Annotated in this window: 15 protein-coding genes; 3 read left to right on the forward strand and 12 right to left on the reverse strand. The window is 64.3% G+C overall.

The annotated features are described in order from the left end of the window. Positions 1-61: 61 nt before the first annotated feature. The 4 genes from chrA to P6U24_RS01620 form a co-directional block, all read right to left on the reverse strand. Entirely contained in the window at positions 62-1,291 is a 1,230-nt protein-coding gene (gene chrA / locus P6U24_RS01605; RefSeq protein ID WP_407157474.1) for a chromate efflux transporter, read from the reverse strand. A 90-nt stretch (positions 1,292-1,381) separates the two neighbouring features. Further along, complete coding sequence (locus P6U24_RS01610; protein ID WP_407157475.1) at positions 1,382-2,308, reverse strand: glutathione S-transferase family protein; 927 nt, start codon at positions 2,306-2,308, stop codon at positions 1,382-1,384. Positions 2,309-2,557: 249 nt separating this feature from the next. After that, positions 2,558-3,055 (reverse strand): DUF1772 domain-containing protein, encoded by a 498-nt coding sequence (locus tag P6U24_RS01615; RefSeq protein WP_407157476.1) that lies wholly within the window; start codon positions 3,053-3,055, stop codon positions 2,558-2,560. A gap of 3 nt (positions 3,056-3,058) precedes the next feature. Next, complete coding sequence (locus P6U24_RS01620; protein ID WP_407157477.1) at positions 3,059-3,883, reverse strand: NmrA family NAD(P)-binding protein; 825 nt, start codon at positions 3,881-3,883, stop codon at positions 3,059-3,061. A 98-nt stretch (positions 3,884-3,981) separates the two neighbouring features. On the opposite strand from P6U24_RS01620, the gene P6U24_RS01625 reads away from it, so the two are divergent. Continuing rightward, the gene (locus P6U24_RS01625) at positions 3,982-4,638 is read left to right on the forward strand and encodes a TetR family transcriptional regulator (RefSeq protein WP_407157478.1); all 657 of its coding nucleotides are present in this window, start codon (positions 3,982-3,984) and stop codon (positions 4,636-4,638) included. Positions 4,639-4,862: 224 nt separating this feature from the next. Here the strand turns inward: P6U24_RS01625 and P6U24_RS01630 are convergent, their stop codons facing one another. From P6U24_RS01630 to P6U24_RS01655, 6 genes are all read right to left on the reverse strand, one after another. Beyond that, positions 4,863-5,267 carry a four-helix bundle copper-binding protein gene (locus P6U24_RS01630; protein ID WP_407157479.1) on the reverse strand — a complete coding sequence of 135 codons (405 nt, stop codon included), beginning with the start codon at positions 5,265-5,267 and terminating at the stop codon, positions 4,863-4,865. A 215-nt stretch (positions 5,268-5,482) separates the two neighbouring features. Then, positions 5,483-6,265: a succinate dehydrogenase iron-sulfur subunit gene (locus tag P6U24_RS01635; RefSeq protein ID WP_407157480.1), complete on the reverse strand. Its 783-nt coding sequence runs from the start codon at positions 6,263-6,265 to the stop codon at positions 5,483-5,485. Between the two features lie 61 nt (positions 6,266-6,326). Beyond that, positions 6,327-8,162 carry a succinate dehydrogenase flavoprotein subunit gene (sdhA, locus tag P6U24_RS01640; protein ID WP_407157481.1) on the reverse strand — a complete coding sequence of 612 codons (1,836 nt, stop codon included), beginning with the start codon at positions 8,160-8,162 and terminating at the stop codon, positions 6,327-6,329. A 3-nt stretch (positions 8,163-8,165) separates the two neighbouring features. Next, positions 8,166-8,540, reverse strand: a complete 375-nt coding sequence (gene sdhD / locus P6U24_RS01645; protein WP_407160734.1) for a succinate dehydrogenase, hydrophobic membrane anchor protein — start codon at positions 8,538-8,540, stop codon at positions 8,166-8,168. A gap of 23 nt (positions 8,541-8,563) precedes the next feature. Beyond that, positions 8,564-8,962 carry a succinate dehydrogenase, cytochrome b556 subunit gene (sdhC, locus tag P6U24_RS01650; protein WP_407157482.1) on the reverse strand — a complete coding sequence of 133 codons (399 nt, stop codon included), beginning with the start codon at positions 8,960-8,962 and terminating at the stop codon, positions 8,564-8,566. Between the two features lie 237 nt (positions 8,963-9,199). Beyond that, the gene (locus tag P6U24_RS01655) at positions 9,200-10,117 is read right to left on the reverse strand and encodes a LysR family transcriptional regulator (RefSeq protein ID WP_407157483.1); all 918 of its coding nucleotides are present in this window, start codon (positions 10,115-10,117) and stop codon (positions 9,200-9,202) included. Positions 10,118-10,222: 105 nt separating this feature from the next. Between P6U24_RS01655 and P6U24_RS01660 the strand changes: the two genes are divergently transcribed. Both P6U24_RS01660 and P6U24_RS01665 read left to right on the forward strand, forming a co-directional pair. Beyond that, on the forward strand, positions 10,223-10,483 hold the full coding sequence (locus tag P6U24_RS01660) for a hypothetical protein (protein WP_407157484.1): 261 nt from the start codon (positions 10,223-10,225) through the stop codon (positions 10,481-10,483). A 21-nt stretch (positions 10,484-10,504) separates the two neighbouring features. Next, positions 10,505-11,365: a sulfite exporter TauE/SafE family protein gene (locus P6U24_RS01665; protein ID WP_407157485.1), complete on the forward strand. Its 861-nt coding sequence runs from the start codon at positions 10,505-10,507 to the stop codon at positions 11,363-11,365. A 19-nt stretch (positions 11,366-11,384) separates the two neighbouring features. On the opposite strand, the gene P6U24_RS01670 is transcribed toward P6U24_RS01665, so the two are convergent. Further along, complete coding sequence (locus P6U24_RS01670; RefSeq protein ID WP_407157486.1) at positions 11,385-11,690, reverse strand: DUF3658 domain-containing protein; 306 nt, start codon at positions 11,688-11,690, stop codon at positions 11,385-11,387. Between the two features lie 7 nt (positions 11,691-11,697). Beyond that, the gene (locus P6U24_RS01675) at positions 11,698-13,224 is read right to left on the reverse strand and encodes a malonate--CoA ligase (RefSeq protein ID WP_407157487.1); all 1,527 of its coding nucleotides are present in this window, start codon (positions 13,222-13,224) and stop codon (positions 11,698-11,700) included. Positions 13,225-13,251: the final 27 nt, after the last annotated feature.

Here is a 13,251-nt window from a genome sequence, read left to right on the forward strand (position 1 = left end):
GAATAGCATCGCTGATGGCATTCTGTATCGCAGCGCTGCACCGGTCGCATTCGTGCACCAGTCAGATCATCGCCATGGCGGTACCTGCAGCAGCGCTGAAGGCGACGACGAGCAGCGGCGGCGCGCGCCAGGCGACCAGCAGAACGAAGCCGACCAGAGCGATGCCGAAATCATGCGTCGTATGCACTGACGTGGTCCATACCGGATTGTACAGCGCCGCGCCAAGGAGGCCGACAACCGCGGCATTGACGCCGCGCATCACCGCCTGAGCGCCAGCGCGCTTCCGGAACGAGCTCCAGAACGGCAGCGCTCCGAGCAGCACCAGCATGCCGGGCAGAAAGATACCGATGAGGCCCAGACATGCACCCGCGAGCCTGTACGGCTCGGGCATGACCACCGCGCCCAGATAGGCCGCGAAGGTGAAGAGCGGGCCTGGCACGGCCTGCGCGGCGCCGTAGCCGGCGAGGAAGGCATCATCGCCGAGCCAGCCCGGCGCGACGAAAGCCTCGCGCAGCAACGGCAGAACGACATGGCCGCCGCCGAACACGAGGGCGCCGGAGCGGTAGAATGCATCGAACAAGGCCACGTTGGCCGATCCGGTCAGGCCGCGCAGGATCGGAAGCCCCGCCAGCAGAAGGACGAAGCCGGCCAGCGCGAGCAGGCCCGCATTGCGCGATACCGGCATCTCGACGTCGCCGCCCGCCGCCTTCGCTCCGTCGCGGCAGCACCACAGGCCGGCGATCCCACCGACGACGATCGCAGCGATCTGGGTGACTGACGACGTGCTGAAGAGCACGATCAGCGCCGCGGCGAGCGCGATCGAAGCGCGCGTGCGATCGGGGCACAGCGTTCGCGCCATGCCCCAGACGGCCTGCGCCACGATTGCAACCGCCGTCAGCTTCAATCCGTGCAGCAATCCGCTGCCTGCCGGTCCGCCGAGCGCCACGGCGCCGTAGGCAAAGAGAATGAGTGCTGCGGCGGAGGGCAGGGTAAAGCCGGTCCAGGCGGCGAGCGCACCCAGATAGCCCGATCGCATCAAGCCAATCGAGAATCCGACCTGGCTGCTGGCCGGGCCGGGGAGGAATTGGCAGAGACCGACGAGATCGGCATAGGCGTGTTCGTCGATCCACCTCCGGCGCAGCACGAATTCATCGCGGAAGTAGCCGATATGGGCGATCGGGCCGCCGAAGCAGGAGAGGCCAAGCCGCAGAAAGACCAGCAGCACCTCGAGTGGCGAGCCGCGACCGGACCGATCAACATCAGATGTCGTCGGCGCGTTTGTCATGCTCATGAATGCGATCCGCGATGCATCGTCATCGAATTTCGATAAGGTAAATCCGGCGAGCAGGCCAGCCCCGGCCCGGCCGCGGCGCGCAGGAAGCTAGGCCGCAAACACCAGAAAGCCGGCGCGCGGGAAATGCACCACCACCTCGCCGGCCAGCGGATCGTGGCGGCGGATCGCGATGTGCTGGGCGGATAGCGCGACGATCTCACCGCCGACGCGGACCTTGCCGTAATCGTCGGGCATCACCTCGACCTTGTCGCCGACCTTGCGGCCATTGGGATCTTCGAGGTCGGGCAGTTCTTCGGTCTGCGGTGTCGCAGCCTTGGCGATGGCGAGGGCCTCCGACGACGACATCTCGCTTCGCTCGCCATGGCCGATGGCATGCAGCCGCGCCGCCCAGCAGCGAGCGTGGTCATATTCGCCGAGCAGATCGGCGGCATTGTCGAGATTGGTGCGCGCGTACCAGACGTTCATATAGGCATCGACGTCGCACAGGCTCGGCGCGTCGCCGGCGATCCACGGCCGCTCGTCGCGGAGCTGGATGTCGATCCATTCCAGATGGCTGCGAAACTGGTCGCGCATCTGCGGGATCGCGGCTTCCATGGCCGCGATATCGAACTTGGCGCCGCGCAGCTGCTCGCGGTCGGCGATGAAGGCGGCCGGAACCTTGTCTGCGAGCGAGCCGAACACGAGATTCACGGTGTTCTGGAAGAAGACGCGATCGGTCCACATCGCGGCTGCCCAGGCGAGCCCCTGATATCCGCTCGGCACCAGGCTCGGCTCGGGAAAGCGGCGCTCCAGCTCCCGCATGATGCATTGCGTATCGCAATAGATATCGGCGCCGATCTGCAGCACCGGCGTGCGCCGATAGCCGCCGGTCAGCGGCATCAGATCCGGCCGCGGCATGATTCGCGAGATCCTGACCGAGCTCCATGCCAGCTTCTTGAGGCCGAAGATCAGACGGATCTTCTCGGAGAACGGCGACTCGTCGAAATGATGCAGAATGAGGCGCGGGTCGGCCATGGCGTGATCGCTCCCGAGAACCGTGTCAGTGTCGCGAAGCTAGATCGCGATGGCGGGGCCTGCAACGCGGATGGATTTGTACAATGCTGCTGCACGGAATTCGTTTCGAGATCGGCTGGGAACCAAGGGCGAAACGCGAAGGGCCACTGACAAGATCGGCTGCGATTGTCGCCGGCTTCGGTCCCGGCGCGAGCCTGAGCAGGGCGCGCGGACGATAACGTGCCGCACATTCGCATGCCGGCTTGAGCTTCAGCCATAGCACGATCTCACCGCAATACCGATGGTGAAGAGCGTACAAGCCGTGACTGAGGCGATCGTTCGAACGTGATTCCAAAAGGTCCAGTCCTGGAGGTAGCGAGTCCAGAGGGATGCGCCGTCGGTGCTGGACGGATCGCTTGCAGCGAGCGCGTCATTGAGCGGCACGTTGAAGACTGCAGTGACGACGAACATGCCGACGACATAGACGAGACCGCCCGCGAGCATTGCGATCGATCCCGGTTCGCTCCAGCGGAAGATGGCGAGTGCTGCAAGAACTGCCGCCGTCAGCGTCGTGCCGATGAAGACGGGCATGAACAGAGAGCGCACGATTTCGATGTTGATCGCGTTCATCGCCGCAATGCCTGCTCCCGGCGCAATCCGAGCGAGGGACGTCATGATGAACGCGGAGAAAGCGAAATAGACGCCGGCGAGCAATCCGCAGCCGACGGCGGAGAACCAGAGCAGGCCGGTCGTGAGGAGTTGGCGCATGGCTCAGACCCTCCATGCGCCGGAAGCCGCTGCTGCGCGGGCATAGGCGGAAAAGTCGCGGGCCGGCCGGCCGAGGGCCTCTTCAACGCCGTGCGAAATGCGGCTGTTGCGGCCATCGAGAACGACGGTGAAGAGCTCGTCCAGAAGCGCGACGACCTCCTCTGGGACTCCGGCCTGCCGCATGCCGGCGGCAAAGTCCTGCGGCGAGACTTGCGTGTAGCGCACGGTCCGGTCAGCCGCCTTCGAGATTTCGGCTGCAGCCTCACTGAAGGTGAGCGCTCGCGGTCCCGTCACCTCGTAGACCTTGCTCGCGTGGCGCTGATCCGTCAGCGCAGCAGTCACGACATCGGCGATATCGTCGGCGTCGACGAAGGGCTCGGGCACCGCACCGGCTGGCAGCGCGATCTCGCCCGCCAGAACGCCGCCGGTCAGATAGCCTTCCGAGAAATTCTGGTTGAACCAGCTTGCGCGGACGATCGTCCAGGGGACGCCGGAATCCTGCAATGCTGCCTCGGCGCGCTGGGCGCGAGGCTCACCGCGGCCGGAGAGCAGGACGAGCCGTTCGAGGCTCTTTTGTCGTGCGAGGCGCGCCAGTTCGGCGACTGCCTCTGAGGCTCGTTCAATGGCGAGATCGGGCTGATAGGTCACATAGGCCTTAGATACGCCATCGAGCGCAGCGCTCCAGGTCTCCGGTCTGTTCCAATCGAAAGCGATCACTGTGGAGCGCGAAACCGGACGTGTGGCGATGCCGAGCGCCTGAAGGCGTGCGTTCACACGGCTACCGGTCTTGCCGGCGCCACCGACAATGAGAATGGGATTCTGGGACATCGGATCTCCCTTCCAAATTTAATACGAGAAACTCTCGTATTTGCGAAAAGCGATAAAGTCTCGTATTAGAGCCGTCAAGAGCTTTTTGTGGAGGGGGCATGGCCGGACGAAAACCGAAGCCGAACGAGGCGGATGCCGACGGTCCAAAGATCGCACGCCTCGTTCCGACGCAGAAACGGAGCCGCGAGCGCTTCGAGCGCATTCTCGCCTGCGCAGTCGAGGTGATGGCCGAGAAGGGCAGCGACGCGTTTCGGATGAGCGACATCGTCGAGCGAACGGGGATCGCCTTCGGTTCGCTGTACCAGTATTTCCCGGACAAGACGGCCGTCGTTGCTACGCTCGCGGAGCGCTACAATGCCATCGGCCATGAATGCGTGCGAAAGGAGCTGGCAGGCCTGCAGAGACTTGCAGACCTCCATACGGTCCTCGGTCGTATCACCGACAGCTACTATCAGTTCTTCGTCGACGAGCCGGCGGTGCGCGATATCTGGCAGGCGACGCAGGCGGACCGCGCACTGCAAAGACTCGATGAAGAGGACGGCATCTTCCTGACGAATATGCTAAAGGATGCATTGCGCCCGCTTGCACGTATTGTATCTGCCGAATCCCTCTCAGACTTTTGCCAAATCACGATGGTTCTCATGTCGGCGGCGGTGCGCCACGCCATCGCATTGCCACCCAAGGAAGGCCGTCGGATTCTGAAACTCTTCAAGCAAATGCTGCCCAGGGACCTGTCCCAGGTGGCACGCAGCTGAGGCCGGCGAGCAGATCTGCAGCAGGGGAGCAGCCGGCGCTCGCACACAGTTTTAGGACCGGCCGCCAGGTCGTTACCGCTCTCGGGGCCGATCAAGGGGGGCGTCGTGCTGCAGGCTAATTAATGACGGCCTGCGCCGGGGCGTTGACCACGCGGCGCAGGCCTATCATGGCCCGAAGCCAAATCTTGGATCTGCTCGGTTGATAGCGCGCCAGCAGAGGAAGGTCAGTGCCTCATGCCCCGTCCGGCGTCTTCGCAAGCGCTCATGCAGCGGCGGCACGCTTCGGCGCAGATACGGCAGTGTTCGTGCATCTTGGCGTGCTTTTCACATTCCTCGGCGCACAGCCGGCAGGCTGCCGCGCAGGCGTCGAGCATTCTGCTGATCATCTCTTCATCCGACCCGGTTCGCCGCGTCGCGATCCGCCCGGTGATGTTGCAGATGTCGGCGCAGTCCAGGTCCATCCGGATGCACTGGGTGAGCATCTTCACATTGTCCTCGGCCAGGCACGCATCGGCGCAGGACGTGCAGGTCTGAGCGCAGGAGTAGCACTCTTCGATGCAGCGGATCAGTGCGTCGTTGGTTTGGCCGTGCACGTGCGGGTGGGTGCTGATCATTTCTTGAGCGTGCATTGTGCTCTCCATGTAACTGGTTCCAGGAGCCGCGTTGTCAGGGACGACGGACGTGCGACGCTTGGCCTGAAAGCGCCCTTCAGGCGCATGCCGCAACCGGCCGTCGATATCAACGGTCGGTCGGATCGGACGTTCCCGGCTGCTTGAGCGCCCGTGCAAAACAAAACGCCGGCGGCCTTTCGGCTACCGGCGTCGATCAAACCAGATCGGATCTGTCAGATCTGCCGCTCGACCAGCTTCAGCTTCAGCTCGGCGATCGCCTCGGCCGGGTTGAGGCCCTTCGGGCAGGCCTTGGCGCAGTTCATGATGGTGTGGCAGCGATAGAGGCGGAACGGATCCTCGAGATTATCGAGCCGCTCGCCGGTGGCTTCATCACGGCTGTCCTTGACCCAGCGCGTCGCCTGCAGCAGCGCCGCCGGACCGAGATAGCGCTGGCTGTTCCACCAGTAGCTCGGGCAGGAGGTCGAGCAGCAGGCGCACAGGATGCACTCGTAGAGGCCGTCGAGCTTCTCGCGATCCTCGTGGCTCTGCTTCCACTCCTTCTGCGGCGTCGGCGTGGTCGTCTTCAGCCACGGCTCGATCGAGGCATATTGCGCGTAGAAGTTGGTGAGGTCCGGCACCAGGTCCTTGACGACCGGCTGGTGCGGCAGCGGGTTGATCTTCACCGCGCCGTCCTTCACGTCGTGCATCGACTTGGTGCAGGCCAGCGTGTTCTGGCCGTCGATGTTCATGGCGCAAGAGCCGCAGACGCCTTCGCGGCAGGAGCGGCGGAAGGTCAGTGACGGATCGATGTGATTCTTGATCCAGATCAGGCCGTCCAGGACCATCGGGCCGCAGTCATTGACGTCGACATAATAAGTATCGACGCTCGGGTTCTTGCCGTCGTCCGGATTCCAGCGATAGACCTTGAACTCGCGGACCTCGGTGGCGCCGGCCGGCTTCGGCCAGGTCTTGCCGCCAATGATCTGGGAGTTCTTGGGAAGCGCAAATTCAGCCATTGCAAAAGGCCTTCTTCATTGTCCGGACAGAGAGATCGATAAGCGCTCAGTACACGCGCGATCAATAGACACGTGCTTTGGGCGGGATGTACTGGACGTCGTTGGTCATGGTGTAGTTGTGCACCGGGCGGTAATCGATCGTGGTGTTGCCGTTCTGGTCGATCCAGGCCAGCGTGTGCTTCATCCAGGTCTTGTCGTCGCGATCCGGGAAGTCCTCGCGGGCATGGGCGCCGCGGCTTTCGGTGCGGTTGCCGGCGGAGTCCATCGTCACCACGGCCTGCACGATCAGATTGTCGAATTCGAGCGTCTCGATCAGGTCCGAATTCCACACCAGCGAGCGGTCCGACACCGAGATGTCGCTGATGCCGCTGTGCACCTTGTGGATCAGCTTGTGGCCTTCCTCCAGCACCTCACCGGTGCGGAACACCGCGCAATTGGTCTGCATCACGTTCTGCATGCTCTCGCGCAGCTTCGCGGTCGGCGTGCCGCCGGAGGCATGGCGGAAATGATCGAGCCGGCCGAGCGCGCGGTCGGCCGAATCCTTCGGCAGGTCCGGCTGCTTGCCATTCGCGGTGAGCTTCTCGGCCAGCCGCAGTGCGGCGGCGCGGCCGAACACCACGAGATCGATCAGCGAGTTGGAGCCGAGACGGTTGGCGCCATGCACGGAGACGCAGGCGGCTTCGCCGACGGCCATCAGGCCGGGCACCACCGAATTGTCGTCGCCGTTCACCTTGGTCAGCACCTCGGCGTGATAGTTCGTGGGGATGCCGCCCATGTTGTAGTGCACGGTCGGCACGATCGGGATCGGCTCGCGCGTCACATCCACATTGGCGAAGATCTTGGCCGATTCGGAGATGCCGGGCAGCCGTTCGGCCAGCACCTTCGGATCGAGATGATCGAGATGCAGGAAGATGTGGTCCTTCTTCTTGCCGACGCCGCGGCCTTCGCGGATCTCGATGGTCATCGCGCGCGAGACCACGTCGCGCGAGGCGAGGTCCTTGGCGGAGGGCGCATAGCGCTCCATGAAGCGCTCACCCTCGGCATTGACCAGATAGCCGCCTTCGCCGCGCGCCCCTTCCGTGACCAGGCAGCCCGAGCCGTAGATGCCGGTCGGATGGAACTGGACGAACTCCATATCCTGCAGCGGCAGGCCGGCGCGCAGCGCCATGGCGCCGCCGTCACCGGTGCAGGTATGCGCCGAAGTGCAGGACGCGTAGGCGCGGCCATAGCCGCCGGTAGCGAGGATGGTGGTCTGGGCGCGGAAGCGGTGCAGCGTGCCGTCGTCGAGCTTGAGCGCGATGACGCCGCGGCAGGCGCCCTGGTCGTCCATGATCAGGTCGATTGCGAAGAACTCGATGAAGAACTCCGCGGCATGGCGCAGCGACTGGCCATACATCGTGTGCAGCATGGCGTGGCCGGTGCGGTCGGCAGCGGCGCAGGTGCGCTGTGCCTGGCTCTTGCCGTAGTCCACCGTCATTCCGCCGAACGGGCGCTGATAGATCTTGCCGTCCTCGGTGCGCGAGAACGGCACGCCCCAATGCTCGAGCTCGTAGACCGCCTCCGGCGCGTTGCGCACCATGTATTCGATCGCGTCCTGGTCGCCCAGCCAGTCCGACCCCTTCACGGTGTCGTACATGTGCCAGCGCCAATCGTCCGGATGCATGTTGCCGAGCGAGGCCGAGATGCCGCCCTGTGCCGCCACCGTGTGCGAGCGGGTCGGGAACACTTTCGTGATGCACGCCGTGCGAAGGCCCGCCTCGCTGCAGCCGACCACCGCGCGCAGGCCTGCGCCGCCGGCGCCGACCACGACGACGTCGTAGGTGTGGTCCTCGATCGGGTAAGCTTTTCCATTGGTCGCGGGAGCGCCGTTCCCGCTGCCATTCGTACCGCCGGCCATCGGCTACACTCCGGATGATAGTTTAAAGATGGCGTAGATCGAGGCGAGCGCCACGGTCACCGAGAAGAAATTGTTGGCCATGATGGCGATGAGTTTCAGCGACTCGTTATGAACATAGTCCTCGATCACCACCTGCATGCCGATCTTCATGTGCCAGGCGCTGGTGATGATGAAGAGCAGCATGATCAGCGCGATCGGCAGCGAGCCCAGGATCTGCGCCGCCCCGGCCTGGTTGCGGCCGAGCAGCAGGAATACGACGAACAGCACCGGGATGATCAGCAGCGTCATCGCCACCGCAGTGATGCGCTGGCGCCAGAATTCGCCGGTGCCGGAATGGGCGGAGCCGAGATTGCGGACGCGGCCGAGCGGGGTACGCATCGACTTCAAGCGAGGCTCGTTGCTCATCGGCCGCCTCCCACCGCATAGGCGACGATCCAGACCAGGATGGTCAGGCAGATGCCGCCGATCAGTGCGCCCCAGGTCAGCGCCTCGCGCTCGTTCGGCTTGAAGCCGTAGCCGAGGTCCCAGACGAAGTGGCGGATGCCGGAGAGCAGATGATGCAGCAGCGCCCAGGTGTAGCCGAACACGATGAGCCGGCCGATGATGCTGGAGGTGAACGCCTGGACGTTTGCGTAGGCGCTGGGACCGGAGGCGGCGGCGATCAGCCACCAGGCAAGCAGCAGGGTCCCGAAATAAAGTGCAATTCCGGTGGCGCGGTGGACGATCGACAGGATCATCGTCAGCGTCCAGCGGTAGGTCTGTATGTGCGGGGAAAGCGGGCGTTCGATCCTGACGGTCATTGGCTGTTTTGACATATTCTTGGGGCTGGAGCCCGTTTCAGGCTTGCAGCACAGGGATCGCGAGATGCGCCTCTATTTACGGAGAAGGAACACGCAGCGCAACGACCAAATGGGCCAAAAGCGAATGTAGGTTCACTTCTAGCGGGGCGATTGCAAAAGACCTAATGCTTGCCGTGGTATACCAGGCCAGCAGCCATCGCCTACAAACGAATTAATATTCGATTCTTGGCGCGCCACCTATGAAACAGCCAACGCGCGCAGCGGGTTATTGCTCCTCCAGCGGAGGGCAAGAAAATCGACAAAGGCGCGCGTCCGCGGCGATCCGAGCCGTGCCGGTGGCATCACGACATGCACCGCGCTTGCGGGCAATTCGTAGTCCGCAAGAACGCGCGTCAGCGTCCCGGCCTCGATATCATCCGCGACTTGCCAGGACGGCACCCGCACGAGCCCCGCGCCATCCCGCGCCGCGGCCGCCAGCGCGTCCAGGCTGTTGATCCAAAGCCGGCCGCGAAGGTGCATCGTCGCGCTGGTGCCGTCCGGCATGCGAAAACGCCATTCGCCGCCGCCGGGCACATCCGAGAACACCAGGCAGTCGTGGCCGGCGAGATCAGCCGGCGTCGCCGGCGTGCCGCGGCGCTGCAGATAGCTCGGCGCGGCGCAGACAATCATGGTGAGCTCGGCGAGCTTTCGTGCGACCGCTTGCGAATCCGGCAATCGCCCGATCCGCAGCGCGGCATGGACGTCTTCTTCAAGGAGGTTCACCGGCCGATCGACCAGCAGCAGGTCCACCGACACGTCCGGATGTAGCCGCAGGAAGTCCGCCAGCAGCGGCGCGATCAGCAGCCGGCCCATCAGGCTCGGCGCGCTGACGCGAAGCCGTCCCGATAGCTGCGCGTCTTGCGAGCTGAGCGCGAGCTCGACATCCCTGAGTTCGGCGATGACGGCCTTGGCCCGATCGTAAAGCAGCCGTCCTGCGTCGGTCAGGGCCAGCTGACGGGTCGTGCGCAGCAACAGCGTCGTGCCGTAATGCGCTTCAAGCGCTGCGATCTGCCGGCTCACCGCGGTGAGCGAGGCCGGAAGCGATCGCGCCGCTGCGGACAGGCTGCCGGCCTCCACGACCCGGACGAATGTCGTGAATGCTGCGACCTGATCCATGCATCTTTCCGCATTGCGCAAGAGAGCTGACCGGATTTGTCGCATACTCCCCTGGGTTGAACGAGTCTACACTGACTGAGCTTGAGGTCGTCCCGGGAGATACTCATGCCGCTCTTGACGTCGATCACATCCTGGCGCCGCACTCTCGCCGCGCCGGTCCAACGGAGCAGCGTCGGCCGCCGCAGCGAGCCGGACGATCTCCTGACCTGCATGCTGGCGTTCTCGGCCGTCGGGCTGTTTGCGAGCTGCCTGGCACTTGCCATGGAGCATGAGATCCCGCACATCGCTGTATTGGAGCTGGTGCTGATCTGCGCCGCGCCGCCGCTCGCGGCGATCGCCGGTCTGTCGATGATCCGCCGGCGCTGAGAGCGGACCAAGCATATCCCCATGGTCATTGGTATCGACGTGACCGAGCTCGTCGAGCTCGCAGGCCTGCTCGTCCTGGTCGGCGCGATCGCCGGCTTCCTCGCCGGCATCTTCGGCATCGGCGGCGGCGCCATCCTGGTGCCCGTGCTCTACGAATGCTTTCGTCTCGCCGGCGTGCCGCTGGAGGTGCGCATGCCCCTCTGCGTCGGCACCTCGCTTGCGATCATCATTCCGACCTCGATCCGCTCGTTCCGGGCGCATTACGCCCGCGGCGCGGTCGACATGGCGATCATCCGTGCCTGGTGGTTGCCGATCGTGCTTGGCGTGATCGCCGGCAGCGCGATCGCGCGCATCGCGCCGGAGCGGCTGTTCAAATATGTGTTCGTCGCGGTGGCCTGGTCGGCTTCGTTCCGCCTGATCTTCGGTCGCGAGAGCTGGAAATTCGGCGCCGAATTGCCGAAGGGGCCGCTGATGAAGGCCTACGGCGTCATGGTCGGGCTGCTCTCGACCTTGATGGGGATCGGCGGCGGACTGTTCTCCAATCTGCTGATGACCTTCTACGGCCGGCCGATCCACCAGGCGGTGGCAACCTCGTCCGCGCTCGCGGTGCTGATCTCGATCCCCGGCGCGCTCGGCTACATCTATGCCGGCTGGCCGGCAGCGGCCCGCTATCCTGATGTGACCGCGCTGCAGTTTCCCTTCGCGCTCGGCTATGTCTCGCTGATCGGCGCCGTGCTGGTGATGCCGCTCAGCCTCGTTACCGCCCCGCTCGGCGTGCGTGCCGCACACGCGCTCTCGAAGCGACAATTGGAGACCGCGTTCGGCTGCTACCTGTTCCTCGTCGGCAGCCGGTTCGTGATCAGCTTGGTGTCGGGCGGGTAAATTGCCGCCCTTGGGGTCATCAGGGCTTCAACTGCACTTCGCTGAAACGCCACTTGCGCAGATCGCCCAGCCCCACGATTTGACCGGCTTCCGCCAGAGCGATCAGGCGGGCGCCGATCATTTTGTCGCTGATCGCTAGACCCATCTCTGCGCAGCGCGACGTCACCCTTGCAATGATGGCCGCCACCTTGCGGCTGAGTGGCCCCAGCTCTGCAAAGATGAGCTTGTCCAGATCGGCTTCGGAGACGGAGGGAGGTAATGTAACCTTCTCCCAACGTAGAAAGCTGCTGACCCTGGGAACTTCTCGATACGGCTTGCCACTCATCCCAGACTCACTTCGTATAGATACCCTTGTACTGATCGCGCAGCACGTTCTTCTGCACCTTGCCCATGGTGTTGCGCGGCAGCTCATTCACGACGAACACGCGCTTGGGCATCTTGAACTTGGCGAGCCGGCCATCGAGGCCTTTGAGCACGCTGGCCTCGCTGACGTCGGCATCCGGATGGCACACCACCACCGCGGTGACGCCTTCGCCGAAATCGGCATGCGGCACGCCGATCACGGCGGATTCCACCACGCCCGGCATGGCGTCGATCTCGCTCTCGATCTCCTTCGGGTAGACGTTGAAGCCGCCCGAGATCACGAGGTCCTTGCCGCGGCCGAGGATGTGGACGTAGCCGTTGTGGTCGATCTTGCCGAGGTCGCCGGTGATGAAGAAGCCGTCGGGGCGGAATTCGGACTTGGTCTTCTCCGGCATTCGCCAATAGCCCTTGAACACGTTCGGGCCCTTGACCTCGATCATCCCGATCTCCTCGCGCGGCAATTCCTTGCCCGTCTCCGGCTCAGTGACGCGCACGGAGACGCCGGGCAGCGGGAAGCCGACTGCGCCGGGCACGCGCTCGCCATCGTAAGGGTTCGAGGTGTTCATGTTGGTCTCGGTCATGCCGTAGCGCTCGAGCACGGCATGGCCGGTGCGCGCCGACCATTCGCGGTGGGTGTCGGCGAGCAGCGGCGCCGAGCCGGAGATGAAGAGACGCATATGCTTGGTCGTCTCTTTGCTTAAGTGCGGGCTCGCCAGCAGGCGGGTGTAGAAGGTCGGCACGCCCATCAGCACAGTGGCGCGCGCCATGAGCTTGATGATCAGGTCGGAATCGAGCTTCGGCAGGAAGATCATCGCAGCGCGCGCGAACAAGGTGACGTTGCTCGCCACGAACAGGCCATGGGTGTGATAGATCGGCAGTGCGTGGATCAGCACATCGTCCTTGGTGAAGCGCCAGTAATCGACCAGCGTCAGCGAGTTCGATGCCAGATTGTCGTGGGACAGCATCGCGCCCTTGGAGCGGCCGGTGGTGCCGGAGGTGTAGAGGATCGCCGCGAGATCATCGCCTGTGCGCGGCACGGTTGCGAAGGCGGTGGCGGCCTTATCGGCGGCCTCGCTTAGCGAGCCCTTGCCGGTCGCGTCCAAGGTCTCGACCTTGGCCCCGACCTTCGCGGCAATCGCGGCGATGCCGTCGGCCTTCGACGGATCGCAGACCACCACGGTCGGCTCGGCGTCGGTGATGAAATAATCGAGCTCGTTGAGCGTATAGGCGGTGTTGAGCGGCAGGTAGACGCCGCCGGCGCGCACGGTCGCGAGATAGAGTACGAGGTTCTCGACCGATTTCTCGACCTGCACCGCGACGCGGTCGCCCGGCTTCACGCCGCGCGCCACCAGCACGTTCGCGATCTGGCCCGCGCGCGCGACGAGATCGCCATAGCTGATGCGCTTGCCGTCATGGGTCTCGATGGCGAGCCGGTTCGGACCGTCGAGGCTGTCGAACAGGCGGGAAAACAGGTTGGCGTTGGCGGCGTTTGTCATGCAACATTTCCCATGGGGCGCGCTGTC

It is taken from the genome of Bradyrhizobium sp. STM 3557 (assembly GCF_045571465.1).
GTDB lineage: Bacteria > Pseudomonadota > Alphaproteobacteria > Rhizobiales > Xanthobacteraceae > Bradyrhizobium.

What these genes read in the sequence shown, in the direction of transcription:
- chrA (WP_407157474.1), bottom strand. Translation starts at nt 1,291, where the DNA reads ATGAGCATGACAAACGCGCCGACGACATCTGATGTTGATCGGTCCGGT.
- P6U24_RS01610 (WP_407157475.1), bottom strand. Translation starts at nt 2,308, where the DNA reads ATGGCCGACCCGCGCCTCATTCTGCATCATTTCGACGAGTCGCCGTTC.
- P6U24_RS01615 (WP_407157476.1), bottom strand. Translation starts at nt 3,055, where the DNA reads ATGCGCCAACTCCTCACGACCGGCCTGCTCTGGTTCTCCGCCGTCGGC.
- P6U24_RS01620 (WP_407157477.1), bottom strand. Translation starts at nt 3,883, where the DNA reads ATGTCCCAGAATCCCATTCTCATTGTCGGTGGCGCCGGCAAGACCGGT.
- P6U24_RS01625 (WP_407157478.1), top strand. Translation starts at nt 3,982, where the DNA reads ATGGCCGGACGAAAACCGAAGCCGAACGAGGCGGATGCCGACGGTCCA.
- P6U24_RS01630 (WP_407157479.1), bottom strand. Translation starts at nt 5,267, where the DNA reads ATGCACGCTCAAGAAATGATCAGCACCCACCCGCACGTGCACGGCCAA.
- P6U24_RS01635 (WP_407157480.1), bottom strand. Translation starts at nt 6,265, where the DNA reads ATGGCTGAATTTGCGCTTCCCAAGAACTCCCAGATCATTGGCGGCAAG.
- sdhA (WP_407157481.1), bottom strand. Translation starts at nt 8,162, where the DNA reads ATGGCCGGCGGTACGAATGGCAGCGGGAACGGCGCTCCCGCGACCAAT.
- sdhD (WP_407160734.1), bottom strand. Translation starts at nt 8,540, where the DNA reads ATGCGTACCCCGCTCGGCCGCGTCCGCAATCTCGGCTCCGCCCATTCC.
- sdhC (WP_407157482.1), bottom strand. Translation starts at nt 8,962, where the DNA reads ATGACCGTCAGGATCGAACGCCCGCTTTCCCCGCACATACAGACCTAC.
- P6U24_RS01655 (WP_407157483.1), bottom strand. Translation starts at nt 10,117, where the DNA reads ATGGATCAGGTCGCAGCATTCACGACATTCGTCCGGGTCGTGGAGGCC.
- P6U24_RS01660 (WP_407157484.1), top strand. Translation starts at nt 10,223, where the DNA reads ATGCCGCTCTTGACGTCGATCACATCCTGGCGCCGCACTCTCGCCGCG.
- P6U24_RS01665 (WP_407157485.1), top strand. Translation starts at nt 10,505, where the DNA reads ATGGTCATTGGTATCGACGTGACCGAGCTCGTCGAGCTCGCAGGCCTG.
- P6U24_RS01670 (WP_407157486.1), bottom strand. Translation starts at nt 11,690, where the DNA reads ATGAGTGGCAAGCCGTATCGAGAAGTTCCCAGGGTCAGCAGCTTTCTA.
- P6U24_RS01675 (WP_407157487.1), bottom strand. Translation starts at nt 13,224, where the DNA reads ATGACAAACGCCGCCAACGCCAACCTGTTTTCCCGCCTGTTCGACAGC.